The organism is Bradyrhizobium sp. JR4.3, assembly GCF_040547695.1.
Classification (GTDB): domain Bacteria; phylum Pseudomonadota; class Alphaproteobacteria; order Rhizobiales; family Xanthobacteraceae; genus Bradyrhizobium; species Bradyrhizobium canariense.
The window spans coordinates 1-17,003 of the sequence record NZ_JBEPQF010000054.1 but is presented as its reverse complement, the minus strand read 5'-3'; the positions used below and the strand labels follow the sequence as shown (position 1 = coordinate 17,003).

18 protein-coding genes and 1 tRNA gene are annotated in these 17,003 nt (G+C 64.0%); 5 read left to right on the top strand and 14 right to left on the bottom strand.

Annotation, left to right across the window (positions count from 1 at the left end; translation table 11 throughout):
- Positions 1-9: 9 nt before the first annotated feature.
- Positions 10-903 (bottom strand): alpha/beta hydrolase family protein, encoded by an 894-nt coding sequence (locus tag ABIB91_RS39405; RefSeq protein ID WP_354172368.1) that lies wholly within the window; start codon positions 901-903, stop codon positions 10-12.
- Positions 904-1,166: 263 nt separating this feature from the next.
- On the opposite strand from ABIB91_RS39405, the gene ABIB91_RS39400 reads away from it, so the two are divergent.
- Together ABIB91_RS39400 and ppa are read left to right on the top strand one after the other, a co-directional pair.
- Positions 1,167-1,676, top strand: a complete 510-nt coding sequence (locus ABIB91_RS39400) for a GNAT family N-acetyltransferase (protein WP_007598725.1) — start codon at positions 1,167-1,169, stop codon at positions 1,674-1,676.
- 177 nt (positions 1,677-1,853) lie between these two features.
- The gene (ppa, locus tag ABIB91_RS39395) at positions 1,854-2,390 is read left to right on the top strand and encodes an inorganic diphosphatase (RefSeq protein ID WP_211394934.1); all 537 of its coding nucleotides are present in this window, start codon (positions 1,854-1,856) and stop codon (positions 2,388-2,390) included.
- Positions 2,391-2,560: 170 nt separating this feature from the next.
- Here ppa and folD read toward each other — a convergent pair whose 3' ends face one another.
- From folD to ABIB91_RS39380, 3 genes are read right to left on the bottom strand one after another with little or no spacing between them, the layout of a single operon-like run.
- The gene (folD, locus tag ABIB91_RS39390) at positions 2,561-3,445 is read right to left on the bottom strand and encodes a bifunctional methylenetetrahydrofolate dehydrogenase/methenyltetrahydrofolate cyclohydrolase FolD (protein ID WP_007598723.1); all 885 of its coding nucleotides are present in this window, start codon (positions 3,443-3,445) and stop codon (positions 2,561-2,563) included.
- 10 nt (positions 3,446-3,455) lie between these two features.
- Entirely contained in the window at positions 3,456-3,800 is a 345-nt protein-coding gene (locus tag ABIB91_RS39385) for a DUF167 domain-containing protein (RefSeq protein WP_007598722.1), read from the bottom strand.
- Positions 3,801-3,820: 20 nt separating this feature from the next.
- Positions 3,821-4,111 carry a YggT family protein gene (locus ABIB91_RS39380; protein ID WP_007598721.1) on the bottom strand — a complete coding sequence of 97 codons (291 nt, stop codon included), beginning with the start codon at positions 4,109-4,111 and terminating at the stop codon, positions 3,821-3,823.
- A gap of 188 nt (positions 4,112-4,299) precedes the next feature.
- Between ABIB91_RS39380 and ABIB91_RS39375 the strand changes: the two genes are divergently transcribed.
- Positions 4,300-4,375 (top strand) — tRNA-Ala (locus tag ABIB91_RS39375).
- A 119-nt stretch (positions 4,376-4,494) separates the two neighbouring features.
- Here ABIB91_RS39375 and ABIB91_RS39370 read toward each other — a convergent pair.
- The 7 genes from ABIB91_RS39370 to ABIB91_RS39340 all read right to left on the bottom strand — a co-directional run bounded on the left by ABIB91_RS39370 (position 4,495) and on the right by ABIB91_RS39340 (position 12,360).
- Positions 4,495-5,307: an enoyl-CoA hydratase gene (locus ABIB91_RS39370; RefSeq protein ID WP_354172364.1), complete on the bottom strand. Its 813-nt coding sequence runs from the start codon at positions 5,305-5,307 to the stop codon at positions 4,495-4,497.
- Positions 5,308-5,404: 97 nt separating this feature from the next.
- Entirely contained in the window at positions 5,405-6,199 is a 795-nt protein-coding gene (locus ABIB91_RS39365) for a glutamine amidotransferase (RefSeq protein ID WP_007598714.1), read from the bottom strand.
- A 127-nt stretch (positions 6,200-6,326) separates the two neighbouring features.
- A complete protein-coding gene (locus ABIB91_RS39360; protein WP_354172362.1) occupies positions 6,327-7,106 on the bottom strand; it encodes an SDR family NAD(P)-dependent oxidoreductase in 780 nt (259 codons plus the stop codon).
- A gap of 227 nt (positions 7,107-7,333) precedes the next feature.
- Positions 7,334-7,822 carry a tellurite resistance TerB family protein gene (locus ABIB91_RS39355; RefSeq protein ID WP_007598711.1) on the bottom strand — a complete coding sequence of 163 codons (489 nt, stop codon included), beginning with the start codon at positions 7,820-7,822 and terminating at the stop codon, positions 7,334-7,336.
- 308 nt (positions 7,823-8,130) lie between these two features.
- Positions 8,131-9,540 carry an adenylate/guanylate cyclase domain-containing protein gene (locus ABIB91_RS39350; protein WP_247474935.1) on the bottom strand — a complete coding sequence of 470 codons (1,410 nt, stop codon included), beginning with the start codon at positions 9,538-9,540 and terminating at the stop codon, positions 8,131-8,133.
- Between the two features lie 50 nt (positions 9,541-9,590).
- Positions 9,591-10,958 carry a cytochrome P450 gene (locus ABIB91_RS39345; RefSeq protein ID WP_354172359.1) on the bottom strand — a complete coding sequence of 456 codons (1,368 nt, stop codon included), beginning with the start codon at positions 10,956-10,958 and terminating at the stop codon, positions 9,591-9,593.
- 34 nt (positions 10,959-10,992) lie between these two features.
- Positions 10,993-12,360 (bottom strand): hydrolase, encoded by a 1,368-nt coding sequence (locus ABIB91_RS39340; protein WP_354172357.1) that lies wholly within the window; start codon positions 12,358-12,360, stop codon positions 10,993-10,995.
- Between the two features lie 161 nt (positions 12,361-12,521).
- Here ABIB91_RS39340 and ABIB91_RS39335 point away from each other — a divergent pair, with 161 nt between their 5' ends.
- Positions 12,522-14,210 (top strand): MFS transporter, encoded by a 1,689-nt coding sequence (locus tag ABIB91_RS39335; protein WP_354172355.1) that lies wholly within the window; start codon positions 12,522-12,524, stop codon positions 14,208-14,210.
- A gap of 25 nt (positions 14,211-14,235) precedes the next feature.
- Here ABIB91_RS39335 and ABIB91_RS39330 read toward each other — a convergent pair whose 3' ends face one another.
- Both ABIB91_RS39330 and ABIB91_RS39325 read right to left on the bottom strand, forming a co-directional pair.
- The gene (locus ABIB91_RS39330; RefSeq protein ID WP_219681861.1) at positions 14,236-14,448 is read right to left on the bottom strand and encodes a hypothetical protein; all 213 of its coding nucleotides are present in this window, start codon (positions 14,446-14,448) and stop codon (positions 14,236-14,238) included.
- Between the two features lie 166 nt (positions 14,449-14,614).
- Complete coding sequence (locus ABIB91_RS39325; RefSeq protein WP_007598705.1) at positions 14,615-14,941, bottom strand: hypothetical protein; 327 nt, start codon at positions 14,939-14,941, stop codon at positions 14,615-14,617.
- 253 nt (positions 14,942-15,194) lie between these two features.
- On the opposite strand from ABIB91_RS39325, the gene ABIB91_RS39320 reads away from it, so the two are divergent.
- Entirely contained in the window at positions 15,195-16,241 is a 1,047-nt protein-coding gene (locus ABIB91_RS39320) for a polysaccharide deacetylase family protein (RefSeq protein ID WP_354172353.1), read from the top strand.
- 76 nt (positions 16,242-16,317) lie between these two features.
- On the opposite strand, the gene ABIB91_RS39315 is transcribed toward ABIB91_RS39320, so the two are convergent.
- Positions 16,318-16,701, bottom strand: a complete 384-nt coding sequence (locus ABIB91_RS39315; protein ID WP_354172351.1) for a hypothetical protein — start codon at positions 16,699-16,701, stop codon at positions 16,318-16,320.
- Between the last annotated feature and the right edge of the window lie 302 nt (positions 16,702-17,003).

Genomic DNA, 17,003 nt, shown 5'->3' with positions numbered 1-17,003 from the left:
AATGCAGCGTCATGGCTTTTTGCCAGCCGCCGGCTTCAGAGCGCGATCGAGTTCGGCACTCGCGGATTTGACGCCGGCCTCGCTCTCGATCATCCAGTGCCCTTCGCTGCCCACGCCCGGCAGCGCATGGAACTCTACCTTGCCGCCGCTGCGCCGAAACGCGTCGACCAACGCAAGCGAAAATGACGGTGCAAAGTAGCTGTCATTGGCGGCAACGAGCCACGTGACGGGGATGCGCGCGGCCTTGCCGAATTCCGCCGCCGCCGCGAGAAGCGTATGCGGCGCGCAGATCCGGTTCGGCTCGTCATTGGCATGGCCACCGCGGCCCGGCGCAAGGGCGATGATGGCGGAGATCGCCTTCGGATCGGCATTCGCGAGCGCCAGCGCGCCCCAACCGCCGGCGGAATGGCCGATCACGATCGCAGCGTCCTTGCGGATAAAATCCTGCTTTCGCACATCGTCCAGCGCGAGCGCGATTTCGTCGGCCGTTAGACGGCCCGAGCGCACATAGTCCGCCTCGTCGTCGCAGCCACCCTGGTCCTCGATATAGCGCCCGCCCGTTGTGCCATGGCCGAGCCGTTCCGGCACCAGCACGGCGAAGCCGCGCGCGATGAGGAATGCAGCGAGTGCGCGGTATTCCGGCTGGGGCATTTGCGCACGCCGCAAGGCGTTTTGCGTCGATGCGTGCGCGATCACCGCAAGCCGGAACGGGCCGGCACCCGGCGGGCGAAACAGCAGGGCATGGGCGGCGATGTCGGTATCCGGCGATGGCACGCGCCATTGCTGCCGGCGGAACGGATCGCCCTCCGCTGCGGACGAACCAAAAGTGACCTGAGCGCACACAGGCGGCGCAGTCAGCAAGGCCAACAGAGCCAGGAGCACGAGAATGTTGAGAAGCCGCATGAATTGCCGGAGGCGAGAAACTGCGACGGTCACACTAGTAGGAACGAATCAATATCGGCAGACTTTCTGCGTTGCGATTGCCGTTCATTCGTTGCCGCAAAGCAGTTTTGCACCGGCGCAGAGCACCCCGGTGCCATTCGAATCGGCGTCTTGTCTTTTTTCGGTACAACATGGTTCAAATACTGATGCAGAAAGTCCACACGTTAACCGATAATTAACGATAGGTCTTGCCGCCGGCGCGGCGACTTGGTTTGATCACGTCCATGAGCACAACCCTGATCGAGGTCCGGCCGGCCAAAGCCGCAGATGCAACTGCGGTGGCGTCCACCCATGACGAAGCCTGGCGCTCCGCCTATCAGGGCATCATTCCCGGCGCCGAACTGGAGAAGCTGATCAACCGCCGCGGTCCGCAATGGTGGGACAGTGCGATCCGCAAGGGCAGCCGCGTCAGCGTGCTGGTGTTCGGCGACAAGATCGCAGGCTACGCCAATTACGGCCGCAACCGCGCCCGCAGCCTGCATTTCGACGGCGAGGTCTACGAGCTCTATCTGCGTCCCGAATTCCAGGGCCTGGGCTTTGGCCGCCGGCTGTTCACCGCGGCCCGCCGCGACCTGATGCAGAGCGGCCTGAAGAGCATGGTGGTGTGGGCGCTCTCGGACAACGATCCGGCCACCGAGTTCTACCGTGCCCTGGGCGGCCGCATGGTGGCGCGCTCCTCGGAGCGTTTCGGGCCGAAGTCGCTCGACAAGGTTGCCTTCGCTTGGACCAATTGAGCTGCTGAAGTCCGCTCGGCAGCGTTTCCCTTCCGTCGATACCGTTGCCGTTTGAGCCGGTGATCGCTGGATTCATTATTTCACAAAAACGCGATGGATCGGCGGGCCAAGCCCGCGTATGACAGCGCCAAAATCGCTGCCGGGTGCGATTTAACCTTGGCAACAACGGAGCCTTGAATGCGTATCGATGCGGTCTCGATCGGGAAAAACGTACCCCACGACGTCAACGTCATCATCGAAGTCCCCGTGGGCGGCGAACCGATCAAATACGAGATGGACAAGGAAGCCGGCACGCTGGTGGTCGATCGTTTCCTCTACACCCCGATGCGTTACCCCGGTAACTACGGCTTCATCCCGCACACGCTGTCCGATGACGGCGATCCCTGCGACGTCCTCATCATCAACACCCGCGCCATCATTCCCGGCGCGGTCATGAGCGTGCGCCCGGTCGGCGTGCTGTTCATGGAAGACGAAGCCGGCGGCGACGAAAAGATTTTGGCCGTGCCATCGTCCAAGCTCACCCAGCGCTACGACAAGGTGAAGTCGTATTCCGACCTGCCTGACATCACGCTGCAGCAGATCCAGCACTTCTTCGAACACTACAAGGATCTCGAACCCGGCAAGTGGGTGAAGATCCTGCGCTGGGGCGGCCCCGAGGATGCACACAAGCTGATCCTCGAAGGCATCGATCGCGAGAAGAAGAAGAACGGGTAAAGCTACCGCGTCGAGCGATGGTGTGCTCCCTCGCCCCGTTCTTACGGGGAGAGGGTTGGAGTGAGGGGCTGCTGCCGCATAAACGGCAACAGTCGGACTCGCGGAGAGCCCCCTCATCCGATCGCTTCGTAATCGACCTCTCCCCGCAAGCGGGGCGAGGTGAAGAAAACCTACACCGCCGGCTTCGGCAGCCCTGCGATCGCGCAGGCCGCGCGCAAGGTGTTCACGAGCAGGCACGCGACCGTCATCTGACCGACGCCGCCCGGCACCGGCGTGATGGCGCCAGCCACGGCGAGCGCTTCCTGATAGGCAACATCGCCAACGAGACGCGTTTTGCCGTCGTCCTTCGGGATCCGGTTGATGCCGACGTCGATCACGGTCGCCCCCGGCTTCAGCCAGTCGCCGCGCACCATCTCTGACTTTCCGACCGCGGCGTAGACGAGGTCTGCGCGCCTCACGAGCCCGGGCAGGTCACGCGAGCGCGAATGCGCGATGGTCACCGTGGCGTTCTCGTTCAGCAACAGCTGCACCAGCGGGCGGCCGACGAGGTTGGAGCGGCCGATGACGATGGCGTTCATGCCTTCGAGCGAGGCATGCACGCTCTTGGTCAAAATGATGCAGCCGAGCGGCGTGCAGGGCGACAGCGCCTCGAAGCCGCCGGCGAGGCGGCCGGCATTGTTCGGATGCAGCCCATCGACATCCTTAGCGGGATCAATGGCATTGACGACGGCCTCGGTGTTGAGGCCCTTGGGCAGCGGCAATTGCACCAGAATACCGTGCACGGCGGGATCGCGGTTAAGTTTTGCGACGAGCGCCAGGAGATCTGCTTGCGAGACGTCGGCCGGCAGCTTGTGCTCGAACGAGGCCATACCGGCGGCTTGGGTCTGGGTGTGTTTCGAGCGCACATAGACCTCGCTGGCCGGGTCGCTTCCGACCAGAACGACCGCAAGGCCCGGTACCAGATTGTGCTCGCGCTTGACGCGTGCGACCTCGTCGGCGACGCGGGCGCGAAGTTCCGCGGCGATGACTTTTCCGTCGATGATCTTGGCGGTCATGTCAGTTCCCTCAGTCCGTCGATTTGGCTGATGCGAGCAGGCGCAGCGCTTCGCCGAGCCGCGCCGGATCGCCGTCGACCGCGATCTGCTTCAGCCGCGAGGTCGCTCCCGACAGGAGTTTGACGCTGGCCTTCGGCACGCCCAGCGATTTCGCCAGCAGCACCAGAACGGCCTTATTGGCCTCGCCGCCATCCGCGATAGCGCGCACACGCACCTTGAGCACGCTGCGGCCATCGGAGAGCTGCTCGATCCCGTCGATATCGTCGCGGCCGCCGCGCGGCGTCACCCGCAGCGCAATGCTGATACCTGCGGCCCCGTAACGCCAAGGTTCCTTGATGACAAGGTTCTTTGGCAACCCAGGGCGCTCCAGCCTGCTTAGATCACGTTCGGGTAGATGTAATACAGGATCACCCGCTCGATGAACATGATGAGCAGGATCAGGATGATCGGCGAGATGTCGAGGCCGCCGAGGCTGGGCAGGAAATTGCGAATCGGCGCCAGGACCGGCTCCGTGATCCGGTACAGGAACTCCGCCACTGCCGACACGAACTGGTTGCGGGTGTTCACGACGTTGAAGGCGATCAGCCAGGACAGGATCGCGGACGCGATCAGCAGCCAGACGTAGAGGTCGAGCACGATGATGACGATGTCGAGAACGGCACGCATGGCTTTTAAAAACTCTGGCTTCGGTCGGGATTGACGTCTTTTGCTAGATATCGGTTCCCCCCGGTCCAAACAAGGGAAGTCGGTGCCGGGATGGCTAAAACCGGGTTACAGCCGTCCTTGACTTGACCTTGGCGGGGACTTAAATGGCGCCCGGTTGTCGGCCGCATTGACCAGAGCGGCCTACAAAAGGGGCCATAGCTCAGCTGGGAGAGCGCGTCGTTCGCAATGACGAGGTCGGCGGTTCGATCCCGCCTGGCTCCACCAGCCTTCGCTTGCTTCGCGAGCTACGGCTCGGCAAGCCCGGACAGTCCCTCGTAGCAAAACGAGCGAAGGCTGCCGCGGCGTAGCCCGCAGGGCGAAGACGGACTGCCGACGAATCCCTCCTACTTCCCCGTAAACCTCGGCGGCCGCTTCTCCATGAAGCTTGCGACCCCCTCCCTGAAATCGCTGCCGTTCAGCGCCACCATCATGTCCCGGTTGGCCGCGATCGTCGCCTCCGCCAGCGTCTGGAACGGCACCTCGTAGAGCTGCCGCTTGATCACGGCCATCGCGCTCGGCGAGACGAAATCGGCGAGGTCGCGCGCATAGGCGTAAGTCTCCTCACGCAGCTTCTCGGGCGAGCAGAGCCGGTTCACCAGCCCGATCCGCAGCGCCTCGTCACTCGAAACACGGCGTGCCGAGAGCAACAGATCCATCGCATTGGCGTGGCCGACGATTCGCGGCAGCATCCAGCTGATGCCGTGCTCGGCGATCAGGCCGCGCCGCGCGAAGGCGGTGGTGAACACGGTGTTGTCGGCGGCAAAGCGCAGGTCGCAATAGAGCGCGTGGACGAGGCCGAGGCCGGCGGTTGCGCCGTTGAGCATGGCGATGACAGGCTTTCCGATCGACGGGTAGAAGCCATAGCGCGTCTGCCAGTCGGGCCGCCGGTTCATGTCGAAGGGCGGCAGGTTCGACGCGCGCCTGACATCATCGGGGTCGAGCCCCTTCAGCGCGTCCATGTCGGCACCGGCGCAGAAAGCGCGGCCCGCGCCGGTGATGACGATGACGCGGACGTTGTCATCGGCGCTCGATGCTTCCATCGCATGGCGCACGTCGCGCTCCATGATGGGCGTCCACGCATTCATGCGGTCGGGACGGTTGAGCGTGATGGTCGCGACCTTGTCGCTGACCTCATAGAGAATGTGTTCGTAGCCCATGGCGCTCTCCCTTTGTTTGCCGGCGCAGTTTCGCGCGCGCACGTTGACAACGAGCCTACCATACAAGGAGATGAGAAGAGCTTGTGCTAAGGCGCGATCACTCGGCCGCTTGCGCCAGCAACGGCCGGCGCGTCAGCCAGCCGTCGACGAAATGATCGAGCCAGGCGCGTTCCGCGGCATCGTAGATCGCACGGTCCGCGAAATGATGATGCCGCTGTCGCGCGCCGGGCGCGCTGAGACCGTCATAGCCCCGGGTGGTCCAGCGATGCATCATCGCGTAGGTCACGTCGGGATGGAACTGCACGCCGAAAGCGTTGCCGGTGCGGAATGCCTGCACCGGAAAATCATCGCCTTCGGCAAGCAGTTCAGCGCCAACCGGCAACTCGAAGCCTTCGCGATGCCAATGATAGACCCGCGCCGGCCAATTCGGGCAGAGCCCGTGTCCCGCTGCTGTCGGGCGAATCGGATAGTAGCCGATCTGGGTCAGCGCGTCGGCATGCGGCGCGACGCGGGCCCCCAACTGCTTCGCCAGCATCTGCGCGCCGAGGCAGATGCCGAGGAACGGCCGCTGTTCGCGGAGCGGAATTTCGATCCAGTCGATCTCGCGGCGGATGTAGTCGTCGGGATCGTTCGCGCTCATGGGACCGCCGAAGACCACAGCGCCGGCATGCTGGTCGAGGGTCTCGGGCAGCGGATCGCCGAAGCGGGGACGGCGGATGTCGAGGCGATGGCCGAGCGCGCGCAGCGCATTACCGACGCGGCCGGGCGTTGAGGATTCCTGATGCAGGATGATCAGAACCGGCAACCGGGTTTCGGAGGCGGCGACGTCCGGCGTCCTTCTGGGGAAGGGCACCACTTCTGCGCCACCAAACCTGTTCGTCCGGAACGACATGGTCTCTGCGAGTGCTATCGGTTCAGACCGCCAGCATAACTAAGCGATCGTTAATTTCGTGTGAGTTTGCGCACACACCCACCCGATAGAAAGCAAGCTCCGGGCCACGACCGACCGAGAGCTCGCTTTAGTGTCTTTGCCTCTGAAATCGGCTGGTGGCGGACAGAATGAAGCCGCGCGGGAAGAAGCGCAGCGCGAATGGCACGATCTTGATGCCCAGACCGGGGAGCACTGCCCGCTTGTTGGCCATCAGGCCGCGATAGGCCTGCCGTGCGACCTCGGCGGCAGGAACATTGAGAAGGGCCGTATCATGTCCAGAGCCAACGCGGGCGCGGGCCTGGAATTCGGTGGGCACCGGGCCCGGGCAAAGGACGGTGACGCGAACGCCGCGCGGTGCAAGCTCCGCCCGCAAGGCCTCGGTGAAGGAAATGACATAAGCCTTGGACGCGTAGTAGACCGCCATGCCGGGGCCGGGCAGATAGCCGGCGACCGATCCGACGTTGAGAAGGCCACCCTTGTTCCTGATCAGCTGATCGGCAAAGCGCAGCGACAGATCCGTCAGAGCCCGGACATTGACGTCCACGATGCCGACCTGCTCGACGCGGTCGCGCTCAACTGCGTCACCGAATACGCCAAAGCCGGCATTGTTGACGAGATTGTCGAGCTCGACGCCTTCGGCAGCGAGTGCGGCGGCGATCTTCTCGCCGGCATCTACGTCCTGGAGATCGCAGGCGATCACGATCGGCTTCTTGCCGCCGTTGGCGGCGAGCTCGTTCGCGAGCGCCTCGAGCCGGTCCGCGCGTCGCGCCGTCAGCGCAAGACGGTGTCCGTTCGCGGCGAACACACGCGCCAGCTCCGTGCCGATGCCCGCCGAGGCACCGGTGATCAACGTTACCCGCTCAGTCACGATCGAGATCTCTTGAATTGAAGTTTTTGGCCCCGGAATGCTGGAACGAGAGCATAGGCCGAGCGCGACAGGCAAGCGGCGCCGCCGCATAGCCACTTGAGCGGGAAACGGGGGAAGCAGGCAAACCACGGATTTACAGGGGAAATCCGGAACCCGGACAGCCCGAGGCTACATTAAAGTTTCGTCATGTGACCTGCACAACCGTCAATTGGCGGTGTTGGCACGGATCACCCACCGACCGCGTCGTCCTTGACCTGGCCGCCGGCACGATCTGCGACCGCGTGCTTCAGGTCGATCCGGTCGCGTTGCGAAATCCCGAGCAGGTCGGAAGCGCGCCAGACCACATTGTCCTCGAACTCGGTAACCTGGCCGTCGGCGTAGACCAGCTCCCACATCATCTGGACGACCCGCTTGCGGCCCTCTTCGTCGAGCGAGCGCATCATGATGCTGGTGAAGTGATAGAGGTCGACCGCCTCGCCCTCGACCTCCGTCGCATCCGCGATCAGGCGATCCGCGGTGCCGCGATCGAGCCCAAAGTGGCTTTCGATCAGACTGTGCAACTTGCGCTGCTCGGCAGCCGTCGGCTGGCCGTCCAGCGAGATCACGTGAACGAGCAGCGCGGTCGCCGCCAGCCGGTAATCGCTGTCACCGAATGCGCGGTCCTGGGCATGGGGAGCAACAATGTCGGCGATGAATTGGCGCAGGCCGTCGAGCATAAGGTCCTACCGAAATCGATGAAGCCGCGGAGCGCGACTGCTACCAGCATTATATGAGCAGGAAACTCAACCGGCGCAACGTGCGTCAGTTCCGCGCGCCGCATTACGTTTCGGCAATCTGGGAGCGTTGGTTTCTGGAGGGCGGCTAAATCGTCTCTCCGACGTCGTCCTGGCGAAGGCCAGGACCCATTACCCCAGGGTGTAGTTTGGCGAAGACTGGTTGTGGTCCGGTACGCCGACCATCCGCAATCGATAGATTCCGCGGTATGGGTCCTGGCCTTCGCCAGGACGATGTGGGGGGCAACACCTCACGGTATCTCGTACACCACCATCTTGTCGGCGATGCCGCGCAGGGCGGCCTGCTTCTGGATCGGCCTGATTTCGCGCTGCTTGAGGACTTCGGCGACTGCCGGTGCATCGAGCACCGGGCCGGTGATGTGGATCTCCTGCGCGGTCGAGAGGCTCTGCACGCGGGCGGCGATGTTGACGGTCTGGCCGAAATAATCCTGGCGCTCGTTCAGCATCACCGCGAGGCACGGACCCTCGTGGATGCCGATCTTGACGATGAGATCGGCGGTGCCGCGCTTTTTGTTGAGCTCGTCCATCGCCGCGCGCATCCGCAAACCCGCCGCGATCGCATGCTCGGGACGGACGAAGGTCGCCATCACGGCGTCGCCAATGGTCTTCACCACCGCGCCTTTCTCCGACGAGATGATCTCGAGCAGTGCATGGAAATGCGCGCGCACGAGGTCGAAGGCGGCGAGATCGCCGACGCGCTCATAGAGTGCGGTCGATCCCTTCAGATCGGTGAACAGGAAGGTCAGCGAGGTGATCTGGAGCCGCTGGTCGAGGCTGAGATTGTCCGCCTTGAACACGTCGCGAAACGTCTGGTTCGACAGCATCCGCTTGGCGGTCAGGAACGGCTTGCGCTTGCCGATGAGGTGATGGAGCGCCTCGGCCGCGATGAAGACCGACGGCAGCACGCGTACGCCGGCCTGGTTCTCCAGCGACAGCCGCAGCGGGCCCGGCCGCATGGTCGTGGTTCCCGTCGGCGCCTGCACCCTGTTGTACATGATGGCGAGCTGCTGACGGTCCTTGGTCGGCTCGCCCTGCACGTCGATGAAATGGGCCGCGTGAGTCACCGGTTCGAAGATGATGATGAAATCGTTCGGCAGTTGCAGCGACATGGTCGCCTTCTCGCCGGCCGGCAGCTCCATCGTATCCAGCGTCACCTCGTTGGCGAGCGTCGCGAACGATTCCTTGTTGAAGTCGACGCCGGAACTCCAGAACACCTGCTTGAAGTACTCCCACACCGGAAGCGTATCAGGATCATGCGCCGCAATGCGCCGGACACGTGAATTGACGGTGAAGGAGACTTCGACCTGATCATCGACGGAGGCCTTGTAGCCGCAGGCGCACAGCGCACAATGATAATCATCGGGCTTGAGCGCCTTCAGGGTCGAGTGCGCACCCAACACGCCGCCGCAGCCCGGGCACAGCACATTCCAACCCAGATCGAACAGGCCGAGCCGCGCCGAATGCAGGAATGCCGAGATCGCGTGCTCTTCATCGAGACCGTGCTGCTTCGCGAAATCGAGGACATTGACGCGGTTGAGCTCGTGATCTTCGCCGTCCTCGATGAGGCGCGCGATCGCGTCGACCACTTTCGCATCGGCGGTCTGCTTCAGAACGGAAAACTGGGCCTGGATATCGCTCATGGCGCAACTCTATCTGGTGTGGATCACGCCGTCCGCCAGGCGAACGCCTGTCACCGACGCGTGATGCGGAACAGCGGCGAACGGTCCGGCTGGGTCGTGACGACGCCGAGCGGAATGACAGGGCTGGTATCGGCAAGCTCGACACGGAACGCACCGATCAGCCGGGCCAGCGCCAGCACGGATTCGGCTTGCGCGAATGGTGCGCCGATGCAGACGCGCGGACCCGCGCCAAAGGGCAGATAGGCAAACCGATCGGGTGCTTCCGTCGACATGAAGCGTTTTGGAATGAACGCGTTCGGCTGATCCCACAGCTTCTCGTGCCGGTGCAGCAGCCACGGCGCGATCATGATGATGTCGCCCTTGCCGATGGCGACGCCGGCCGCGTTGTCCTTCTCGCGCGCGGCCCGGGCGATCAGGAAGGCCGGCGGATAAAGCCGCATGGTCTCCTCGATCGCGGCGCGGGTAAACTTCTGGCGATCGATATCGACCATGCTGTCGAGGTGCTCGCCGCGGGTCTCGGAGGCGACCTCCTCCTGCGTATCGGGATCGAGGGCGAGCAGATAGAGCGCCCAGAACAGCGCGGTCGCCGTGGTCTCGTGACCCGCGAGGATCATGGTTGCGACTTCGTCGACGAGTTGCTCGTCCGAAAAGCCTTTGCCGGTTTCGGGGTCCCGCGCCTCGTCCATGAGATCGAAAAGATCGCGCGGCGGCGCGCCCGCTTTCTTGCCCATCTCCCGCCGCTCGGCGATCAGCATCGCGACGAATTCGGTCCAGCGCTTACGGAAACGGGCACGGGCAAAATCCATCGGGCTCGGCCAGGACAGGGGCAGCAACATGTCGAGCAAGTACGGCCGTCCGAGTCGGGCTCCATACTCCATGACGAAGTTGCGCAAGGTCGGACCATGCCGGTCCATGCCGAACGAGAACATGGTGCGTCCGGCGATCTCCAGCGTCATGCGCTGCATGATCTCGCGCAGATCGACCGGCTCGCTCGTTCGAGCGTCGAGCTTCGCAATGGTCTCGTCAAGCACCGCCGTCATGTGTGGAACCAGATTTGCCGTCGCGCGCGGCGTGAACGCCGGGGCGAGGGTGCGGCGCTGAAATGTCCACGAATGGCCCTCCGCAATCAGAAGACCGTCGCCGAGCACGGGACGAAGCATGCGGATGCCCGCCGGGGTACGCGAATAATTCTCGTAGTTGCTGAGCAGGACATGCCGGATCGCATCCGGCTGGTTCAGGATGAAACTGTTGCGGAAGAAGAAGCGGCCCTCGATGACGTCTTCCTCGTAGGCGCGCTGGCCCCAGGTCGCGATCATGTTCCGCTTGATCACGGCCAGCCGGCCGAGGAACGACATGTCGTCGGGCGCACGCGGCGGGGTCGGAGGGACGATGGGCCGACGCACGCTGGCGATGTTCATGGCTCGCTCCCGCAGAGGTGACGCAGGCAATTAGCTAGTAAGTCAGCTCGGCAATCGCAATCCTGTTCTCGGAGGCAGGCCAGGCGCGTGCCACAATTCGTTCTTTGCCAAATTGGGCCACGATGTTACGCCCGACATCGCCGGGCGGAAGGCGCAGTGTTGCTGTCGAATCCGTGGGCACACCCGATTTGACGTCCGCCGGCTCCTTGCCATCGAGCAGCACCACGTCCCGCGGCAGGCCGAAATAGCCGCGCGGACGCGACATGATCACCACAGCCCCGGCGTCCTTGTCCGCGGGCCCGAGCGGACGCGCGGCGCGCAGATGCACGACGTCCGACGAGCGCGGGAAGGGTGAGCGGTAGATATGCGTCGTCGGCGCATCCGGCGATGCGACGACGAATTCGAGCGACCAGGAAGGCTCGACCTGCGCCGGTCCCCAGCGGCCGTCGGCACCGGTCTTCGCACCGTGGACGGCGCTGCCCTTGCGCTCACCGGTTTCAGGATCGACGCGAAAGACGTCGACGGTTGCGCCGGCCACCGGCCGATTGGTCGGTGCGCCGCCCGGTGTGCCCGTCACGAGGCCGCTCAGCCGGACGCTCTGCTCCGGCACAATCGTGATCCGCGCGGGCTCGCGGCCGGCGATGAATTTGTAGATCTCGCGGAAGGCCCGGGGGTGGAACGCCACCTCGCGATGATCGAGCGCGCCGAGCACGAGGTTGGCCGCCCCCTTCAACTCCGGACCTTCGACGTTGACGCCGGTCGGCGTACCGGGCTTGCCGATGAAACGGCCATCGGCTTGCGCGTATTTGTCCATACCGTCGCTGCGCAAGGTGAGGAAGGCGACATCCGGCGTCACCTCGCTCTCGCCCTCGTTCAGGCCGCGCAAGAACGCGCCGCGGCCGTTGAACTCGCTGTTGGGCTGGTCGTCGGTCGCGAACACGCCGTGATTGGGCGTGCCGCACAGCACGGCATGGCTGACATCGCTGGCGCCGCCGTTCTTGATGACGTTGCGGATGGCATAGCCGCCGCGCGAGCTGCCAACCAGCGCCACGCGGGCCGCGCCGGTGCTGCGCTTCAATTCGGCTATGGCGGCGGCGAGCTCGCGGCGCTGGTCCTCGGTCGAGGAGCGGCCCGCCTGCTCGACCTTGTCGTCACTTCGTGCATTGGGATCGGTGAAATTGATCGCCATCATGCGGTCGCGCGCGATGCCGTTGGATTCCATCCGCCACAAGGTCGTCATCCAGAGCGCGTCGTATTCGCCATTGCCGTGGACGAACAGGATCGGCGGCACCTCGCTCGGCGCAGCGGGCGCGGGTTGAGCCAACGCGCCCGTCCGCGAGCTCGCAATTGCGAAAGGCAGGCTGCCTGCCCCGAGCATGATCATTCGTCGTGACAGCTTCATCTGTTCCTCCCCCGCAAAACCATCTCTGTGCACCGCTTATACCGGCCTAACCACTGGACAGCGAAGGACTTTCGCAGGCATCACTGAACTTGCCGGAATCGCCCAAAGACCACTCCAAGACGACTTCAAGACTACTTCTGCCAGCCCATTTGGAAGGGGATATGACCGAGCAGACGAACCGCCAGAAAATTGCGACCGACGGCATCATGGCGCCGCTGCGGTACACCGTGTTCCGGCGCATCTGGCTCGCCAGCCTGCTCTCCAATCTTGGCCTGCTGATCCAGGGCGTGGGCGCCGCCTGGGCGATGACGCAGATGGCCGCTTCGGCGGACAAGGTGGCGCTGGTGCAGACCGCCCTGATGCTGCCGATCATGCTGATCTCGATGCCGGCCGGCGCCATCGCCGACATGTATGACCGCCGTGTCGTCACCTTGATCGCGCTCATGATCGCGCTGACTGGCGCGACCGCGCTCACGGTCCTGGCCTGGTTCAACTACATTTCTCCGGAAACGCTGCTCGCGTTCTGCTTCGTGGTCGGCAGCGGCAACGCGCTGTTCGGCCCGGCCTGGCAATCCTCGGTCAGCGAGCAGGTGCCGCCCGATGCCCTGCCGTCGGCCGTCGCGCTGAACGGCATCAGCTACAACATCGCGCGCAGCTTCGGTCCGGCGGTCGGCGGTGTCATCGTCGCCGCGCTCGGTGCGGTGGCGGCGTTTGCGTGTAACGCGATCCTCTATTTGCCGTTGCTGGTGGTGCTGCTGCTCTGGCGGCGCAACACCGAGCCCTCGCGGCTGCCGCGGGAGAAGCTCAACCGCGCCATGGTGTCGGGCTTCCGCTACATCACCAATTCGCCGCCGATCAAGATCGTGCTGTTGCGCACGCTGGTGATGGGCCTGATCGGCGGTGCCATCATGGCACTGATGCCGCTGGTCGCGCGCGATCTGCTGCATGGCGGCGCGCAGACCTACGGCGTCATGCTCGGCGCCTTCGGGATGGGCGCCGTAGTCGGTGCGCTCAACATCCACGAATTGCGCAAGCGCATGAGCGGCGAAGCCGCGATCCGCGCCTGCACCATCTCGATGGCGTTTGCGATGGCTGCGCTCGCCGTGAGCACCGAGCCGGTGCTGACCGCGGCTGCACTGGTGCTCGCCGGCGCGGTCTGGATGGCCGCCGTCGCACTGTTTAATATCGGCGTGCAGCTCTCGGCGCCGCGCTGGGTCGCCGGCCGCTCGCTCGCGGCGTTCCAGGCCTCGATTTCGGGCGGCATCGCGGTCGGCGCCTGGGGCTGGGGCCATCTCACCGACTATGCCGGCGTCGAGGTCGCGCTGCTGACGGCTGCCGGCCTGATGCTGATCTCGCCGGTGCTGGGGATCTGGCTCACGATGCCGCGCGTCGGCGCCCGTAACGAAGACGCCGATTTGCTAGCGGATCCGGAAGTCAAACTGTCGCTCACGGCACGCAGCGGGCCGCTGGTGGTCGAGATCGAATACCGCGTCGCCCAAGACAACGCCCGCGCCTTTCACAACGTGATGCAGGACGTGCAGCTCTCTCGTCAGCGCAACGGTGCTTACGGCTGGTCGATCGCGCGCGACATCGCCGATCCCGAATTGTGGACCGAGCGTTACCACTGTCCGACCTGGCTCGACTATCTACGCCAGCGCAACCGCTCGACCCAGTCCGAACGCGCTCTGCATCAGGAGGCGATCGATTTCCACATCGGCCCCGATCCGGTGCGGATCCGCCGCATGCTCGAGCGTCCGTTCGGCTCGGTGCGCTGGAAAGAGGAGACGCCGGACCAGGCAGCAAGTGAGGTGCTGCCCGTGGTCGCCACTGCGGCGGGAAGCAGCACGTAGGGTTTCGCGAGTCCGTAGCGACGTCTTACTGCCCGTGATCCGTCAGCACCTTCTCGCAGCCTTTGGTGAGCCGCGTACGGTTTTGCTTGAGGCAGGCGAGCACAGCCTGATCGCCATTGTTCATCACCGGGCGGCAGAAGCGCGTCACATCGCGCGCACAGGCGTCGTGACCGGGCTGCTGCGCGGACGCAGCCGATGCAAACAGGATCAATGGAATGATGAAAAGAAATCTGGTCATCGCGTAATGCCTCTTACCCGGAAGATGTGCGGGCGAAGCTAGAGCGACGATCCCGAAGCCGCAACGGCTTTATTGGCAGGCGGGCTTGCGCTGCCGCGTGGCCCCGGCTTGACGCCGGGGCACATCGCGAGGGGAGCTAACCGACGCAACGACGCTATCGTTGCTGTTACTGAGCGTCCTGGGCGTCAGCGACCTTGCGTGACGCGCCGCCCTTGGCGAGGTCCTTGTCCATCACCGCACGGCAACCGGCGCTCAGATCCGAACGATGCTTCATCATGCACGCCGTGATCTTCGGGATGTTCGGGATTTCCGACGAGCACAGGCGGAAAGCGTCGCCGGTGCACTGCTGCTGGGCTTCGGACGAGAAGGCGAAGCTGGAGCCGGTCGAGGCGATCGAGAGGATGGCGGCAAAGCCCAGAGCCAGGCTGGTGTCGCGGATCTTGCTACTCAAGGACTTGGTGTTCAGAGACTTGGTGTTCAGCGAGTTGGTCATTTGAAGCTCCCATTGGCACCGCTGGAAGCGGGCCCGTTGTTGATGGGATCGACCATGCTCCAGCAAAACAGTTTCCACTGTGATGACGGTCACGGGAGGCCCACCCTCTGTGACTATGGTCACGTTGGCGCACCTCGCTGAAATTCCTTCATATCCGCTGTCGTGTTGGTGTCACGTTAACTGTTCCTTCGCATTAATGGCTCGTCGAGCGGGAAATTCCGCCGGTTTGGTTGCGTAATTGGAAAGAATGGCGATGCGTAATGCGTTGGGCCTGATGCTGGCCAGTGTAGTTGCGGCGGTCGTGATCGCCGCCGGCGGTTGGTTTTATTATTCCTCGCGCGCCGACCAGGCCGCTCCCAAGACGATTGCCGCCCGTGCCGCCGATCAATTGCCGGCACAGGCGAAGGTCGCCGCCAAGGACGACGTCACGACCACGGCGGCGATTGCGGCCAAACCGGCGGCAGCCGCCCCGGCCGCCGCACCCGCGCCGATGCCGGTTCAGCAGAAATCGACCTGCGCCAATCCCAACGCGCTCGGCGTCTCCCGCGTGGTCGAGATCGACACCACCGGCGGTCCGGGCTTCGGCTTCGATCATTTCAAGCAGTTCGACTTCCTCACCGACAAGGAGGTCGTGCTGACGTTCGACGACGGTCCCTGGCCGGTCAACACGCCCGCCGTGCTGAAGGCGCTCGCGGATGAATGCACCAAGGGCCTGTTCTTCTCGGTCGGCAAGCATGCGACCTACCATCCGGAAATCCTTCGCCAGGTGCTGGCGCAGGGCCACACGGTCGGCACTCACACCTGGTCGCACGTCAACCTGAACGGCAAGAAGATGACCGAGCAGATGGCCAAGGACGAGGTCGAAAAGGGCATTAGCGCGGTGAAATACGCGCTCGGCACCAACCCGGCACCGTTCTTCCGCTTCCCGCAGCTGCAGCACAATCCGGCGATCGTGAGCTATTTCGGCACCCGAAACGTCGCGATGTTCTCGACCGACATCGACTCCTTCGACTTCAGGAAGGGCGCCACGCCGGAGAAGATCATCGAGACCGTGATGACCAGGCTCGACAAGCTCGGCAAGGGCATCATCCTGATGCACGACTTCCAGAAGCATACCGGCGAAGCCATGCCTGCACTGCTCGCGCGGCTCAAGGCCGGCGGCTACAAGGTCGTGCAGATGAAGGCCAAGACGACGCTCGAGTCGCTGCCAGAATATGACGAGGCATTGCTGAAGGACCTGAAGGTGCCGACCTCGAGCGCACGTCCGATCGGGAGCGTGGTGCAGACGGTTTCGCAGTAGCGCGTCCAGTCCGATCCAAATCTCTTGCGTCATGGCCGGGCTTGTCCCGGCCATATGCTTTTTGAGAGCAGGCACCTTACCAGTAGATGCCGTGGCGATGCAGCTCGCTGATGATGCGGCCTTCGGTCCAGCTGCGCTTGTGCTTCGGCTTGTCTGCCTTGGCCGTCGTCTTCGCGGCGGGTTGGATCGTCGTCGCGGGCGCTGAGGTCGTCGTGGTGGTCGGTGTGGGAGTCGCCGCAGGCGCAGTGAGCGAAACCGCCGGCGGGCGATCGAGATATTTCGGAGCTTCGGCGGCTGGCGCTGCTTCGCTCACCTGCGTCGGCGCGGCAGCGAGCGTCGGCGCCGTTTGCTGAACCGAAGCCGGCTCGCTCACCGCGGACAGCGACAGGCTGCGCGGGCCTCCGGCCTGGGCAGAGGCAGAGACCAGCACCATAGCGGCCACCAGAATGATCTTGCGCATATGAAATCTCCCCGTGTTTGGCGTGAGCTGGACACTAGGGGAGCCAATCGCGAGTTTATGTGATCACGATCACTCAGACTGCCGTGCGATACTGAATCCTCCGACGGTGAGGCAATGGCCGCGCTCTACCGGATTCATCTGCACCAGCGCGCTCATGGTGACCAAATGCGCCGGTCACAACGCCTGGCTTGGGGAGATCAAATGAGCTGGTGAGCGACCCGAGACATAGGTGACAGTTCGTACCGGACACATGGGTTACACTTTCCGCTTTTGTTCTGCGGGAGGTGTAGATGCCGTGGAAA

Coding starts and splice junctions, on each gene's coding strand:
- ABIB91_RS39365 (WP_007598714.1), bottom strand. CDS start 6,199: ATGTCGTTCCGGACGAACAGGTTTGGTGGCGCAGAAGTGGTGCCCTTC.
- ABIB91_RS39325 (WP_007598705.1), bottom strand. CDS start 14,941: ATGACCAACTCGCTGAACACCAAGTCTCTGAACACCAAGTCCTTGAGT.
- ABIB91_RS39330 (WP_219681861.1), bottom strand. CDS start 14,448: ATGACCAGATTTCTTTTCATCATTCCATTGATCCTGTTTGCATCGGCT.
- ABIB91_RS39380 (WP_007598721.1), bottom strand. CDS start 4,111: ATGCGTGCCGTTCTCGACATCGTCATCATCGTGCTCGACCTCTACGTC.
- ABIB91_RS39355 (WP_007598711.1), bottom strand. CDS start 7,822: ATGCTCGACGGCCTGCGCCAATTCATCGCCGACATTGTTGCTCCCCAT.
- ppa (WP_211394934.1), top strand. CDS start 1,854: ATGCGTATCGATGCGGTCTCGATCGGGAAAAACGTACCCCACGACGTC.
- ABIB91_RS39340 (WP_354172357.1), bottom strand. CDS start 12,360: ATGAAGCTGTCACGACGAATGATCATGCTCGGGGCAGGCAGCCTGCCT.
- ABIB91_RS39405 (WP_354172368.1), bottom strand. CDS start 903: ATGCGGCTTCTCAACATTCTCGTGCTCCTGGCTCTGTTGGCCTTGCTG.
- ABIB91_RS39315 (WP_354172351.1), bottom strand. CDS start 16,701: ATGCGCAAGATCATTCTGGTGGCCGCTATGGTGCTGGTCTCTGCCTCT.
- ABIB91_RS39320 (WP_354172353.1), top strand. CDS start 15,195: ATGCGTAATGCGTTGGGCCTGATGCTGGCCAGTGTAGTTGCGGCGGTC.
- ABIB91_RS39400 (WP_007598725.1), top strand. CDS start 1,167: ATGAGCACAACCCTGATCGAGGTCCGGCCGGCCAAAGCCGCAGATGCA.
- ABIB91_RS39350 (WP_247474935.1), bottom strand. CDS start 9,540: ATGAGCGATATCCAGGCCCAGTTTTCCGTTCTGAAGCAGACCGCCGAT.
- ABIB91_RS39335 (WP_354172355.1), top strand. CDS start 12,522: ATGACCGAGCAGACGAACCGCCAGAAAATTGCGACCGACGGCATCATG.
- ABIB91_RS39370 (WP_354172364.1), bottom strand. CDS start 5,307: ATGGGCTACGAACACATTCTCTATGAGGTCAGCGACAAGGTCGCGACC.
- ABIB91_RS39345 (WP_354172359.1), bottom strand. CDS start 10,958: ATGAACATCGCCAGCGTGCGTCGGCCCATCGTCCCTCCGACCCCGCCG.
- folD (WP_007598723.1), bottom strand. CDS start 3,445: ATGACCGCCAAGATCATCGACGGAAAAGTCATCGCCGCGGAACTTCGC.